Origin of the sequence: Candidatus Phytoplasma sp. AldY-WA1 (assembly GCF_020312115.2) — a bacterium.
GTDB classification, from domain to species: domain Bacteria; phylum Bacillota_I; class Bacilli_A; order Acholeplasmatales; family Acholeplasmataceae; genus Phytoplasma; species Phytoplasma vitis.
In genome coordinates, this window is sequence record NZ_JAHRHX020000064.1 from 1 (window position 1) to 3,530 (window position 3,530).

At 22.2% G+C, this 3,530-nt stretch carries 3 protein-coding genes; all 3 read left to right on the forward strand.

Annotated features, from left to right (window positions below):
- The first annotated feature begins 119 nt into the window (after positions 1-119).
- The 3 genes from KTO59_RS03820 (at position 120) to KTO59_RS03830 (ending at position 2,784) form a co-directional block, all read left to right on the forward strand.
- On the forward strand, positions 120-854 hold the full coding sequence (locus KTO59_RS03820; protein ID WP_284928719.1) for a hypothetical protein: 735 nt from the start codon (positions 120-122) through the stop codon (positions 852-854).
- 302 nt (positions 855-1,156) lie between these two features.
- On the forward strand, positions 1,157-2,383 hold the full coding sequence (locus KTO59_RS03825) for a hypothetical protein (RefSeq protein ID WP_284928720.1): 1,227 nt from the start codon (positions 1,157-1,159) through the stop codon (positions 2,381-2,383).
- 161 nt (positions 2,384-2,544) lie between these two features.
- Entirely contained in the window at positions 2,545-2,784 is a 240-nt protein-coding gene (locus KTO59_RS03830; RefSeq protein ID WP_284928721.1) for a hypothetical protein, read from the forward strand.
- The last annotated feature ends 746 nt before the right edge of the window (positions 2,785-3,530 follow it).

Below are 3,530 nucleotides of genomic sequence, written 5' to 3' on the forward strand. Positions count from 1 at the left end.
CATATTAAAAAAATATTTTATTAAATTTTTGAAAGAATATAAAAAAATGGTAAGAAAAAATAAAGGCTTTTGAAATTTTTTGACATATTGGGTTTTTCTTGAAAGGAATAGGTGATATCATGATATCAATTACTAAAATAATCAGAAAAGATCTTATTTTATTATCGGATCAAATTAATTCAATTATGAACAAATATGATTGTTTTTATCATTCTATTTTTCATGAATTAAAAAAAATAAAACGTTGTTTATTTTTTGAGTTTTCTAACGAAAAATTAAAAAATTTATTAGATCATTTGAAAGATATTGAAAAAATTTTAATTCAAATATATATAACCAAAAGAAAAACAAACAATATCGATTATATGTTGCTTATGACTTACGATCAAATGGTTACTATTTTAAAAAAAAAATATGGAACACCCAACGGAAATTATTTTTTAGATAAACAATGTACCGAAGAAAATTTATCCATCAAAAGATCGCAGGAAGGTTTAGAAATACACCATATTAAGGAAAATAAAATACCAGGATTATCAAAACCTAAATATGCAAGAAATGCTCCTTTTGAATATCAAAAAAGTAAAAATTTAGTTTACTGCGATGTATTAGAACATTTTCTTTTGCATTGTAAAATCTGGGATTATTCTAAAAACCCTTTACAAATTGATATTGATGTTGGAAAAAGTGGAGCATTTAGCATTTTAAGATTTTTAAAAGATGTTTTTTGTGAAAATAAATTTCATCATTCAGTTTACCAACGTAAAGCAGCACAAAGAATATATTCTAAAGAAAAAGAGTTTTGGAAGTGTTATAGATTTTTTAAAAGTTTAGAAATTTACGAACTGTTATAAATTTTTGTAAATAAATTCATTTTTAATACCCTGAAAAGACTAGTTTAAAACAACTAGTCTTTTTTGTGGGCGCCAAAGAGGCCTTATTAACAGCGAATTAACGAATCGCAATGTGTGATAATCACATACTTCATATTCTTGGTTTATCAAACGAAAGAATGATGGATTCGAACCGCACCCCATTCCATCAACAATAATTTAATTTTAATTATTAACTAAGTTTAACTGAGTAAGTTAAACTTTTTTTATTTTATTAAAACAATTTCAACTTTTTTGTTAATCAACAAAAAAGGAAATGAAATATGAATAATTTAGAATTTGAAAAACAACAACAAAAATTAGAACAAGAAACACAAAAGAGTTTAGATAATTGTTTTAACAATCCTAACGAAAAAAACAAAATGGATTTATTTTTGTTATTAATAAAAAACAATGGTGTTAAAAGTATTATCAATAAAAAAAGCATACACGCGCCTAGATTTATTGAACGTCAAGATTTATTATCAGAGGCATATTTGGTTTTTGAAGATTTTATAAAAACAGGAATTTCACAACCAGAAAAAAGAATTATTAATTTTTTTGTAACAAATTTAAAACAAAAATTATATCATATTATACTTAAAGCGAGCGGCATTAAACGACACACTGCCAAATTAGAAACTAAATATCCTGAAGTATTAAATTATACAAACGAAACTCAATTAGAAAACCCAATCGTACAATTTGATAAAATATTGAATCCAAATCAAGAATTAATGAAAGAAATCAAAAAAGAAGATTTAATAGCTAAAATCAAATTTGCCAAACTAAGTAAAAGTGAAAAAATGGTATTTAAATTAGCATTTAACATCGACGAAAATAATAAATTTTTACAAAACCCGTTATCATTAGATAATCAAGAAATAACAAATATTATTAATAATAAAAATAATACTAATTATTCTAAGATACAAATTAAAGTTTTTAAAAATAAAGCATTAATCAAACTCCAAAACTTGTACCAACCAAAGGAAATAACAATTTCACCAGATCCGACCATTATTCACTATTACAAAGAATGGAACGAAACTAATGGAAAGATTGGAAAAAAACAAGGTCTTATCAAACTTCAAAAATTAACTTGTATTAACAAAATTGATGAAAAAGGTCAACTATTAGCTTCTAAACAATTTTATACAAATAAAAATCTTCAACAACATGATGAATATTCGAACGGGGCATTAATTAAATCAACAATTTATTTAGACGACAATAGAACAATTAATTACATTAACATATTCAATCTTAAAAAGAATATTACAATCGACGATTTTAAAAGAAATGAATTATTAAAAAATCAAACACTTTTAAACAAAATTAAAAAAATTGTCGAATTACAAAAAACTATTATTACATTACCAAATCAAGAAAAAAAAGAACAATTAAAAAAATTAACCAACGAAACTAAAAAATCATTTAAATTAGAAAAACAAGAATTCATTGAATTAATTAATTCAATTAAAACGGTCGGTTTACAAATAAATCGTTAAAAAAACAAACCCCATTCAAACAGCTGATTTTTTCAAAAATCAGCTGTTTGAATTTCCACCCAACAGCAACACAAAAAAAGATAACGCAAAGGAAATTTAAAAAATAATCAAAATTTTAAAAATCAAAAATAAATACATTTTTACAAAGAAAGGAATTAATCATGTCAGACATTATTTTAGGTATTTCATCATTTATATTATTTTCTATATACAATTATGCTATATTCTATTGTTTATTTCCACAAGTTGTTTCTCATGGTAAACAAATTAACGATTTAAACAAACGAATTAATAATTTAAACGCACAAAATAATAATTTAAGAAAACAAATTAAAAATTTAAACGAACAAATTAAAAAACCAAACATAAAAGACGACATAAAAGTCATTAAAAAAGATTAAAAAACCCGTCCTAAACACGACGGCATAAACTGTTTAAAAAATTTAAAAATGATTTTCATATTTCGTTTTTAACCCTTTCATATATAATTTGGCAAAAAAAAGACTGTACGCAACCCAGTCTTTTTTATTTACTATTTATCATAAAATAATTATAGTAATTTTAAAAATATTTATATAAAATGACATATTTCGTTTAAGTGTAAAAAAAATAGAGTCTCGGGGGAAACACTATTTCTATTATAATGGTATTTTTTATACCGTTATTTTTATTTTAAAATAAAAGAACATTTGTATTAACTTTTTCATTTATAATTTAACACACAAAAACCTAAATAATTTATAAAAAATAAAGATCTAAGCTTTTGAGGTGTTTAGATCTTTATTTTTTATAATAATTATTACAAAAACAATAAGTTGTAAAAGAATTATTATAAACATATTACCAAACTTTGATTGTGTTTTTTAAAAAAAAGACCAGGCTAGAGGTCTTTTTTTATTATAAAATTATTAATAACAATTATTTTAAATGATTTTATCTCATTTTTTTGTATTGTAAAATTCTATAAAGAATTAAAATAATTCAAAATAAAATTATTATTTTGATTGTTGTGGACGTATTATTTTTCTTTCTTTGATGGTATTTTTAACACCTTCAAAGAAAGGAAATAAAATACACTTTAACAAATATATTAAATAAAGTCTGTTTTATATACTTTTTTATTTTTATAATCGTAACAATTAATACA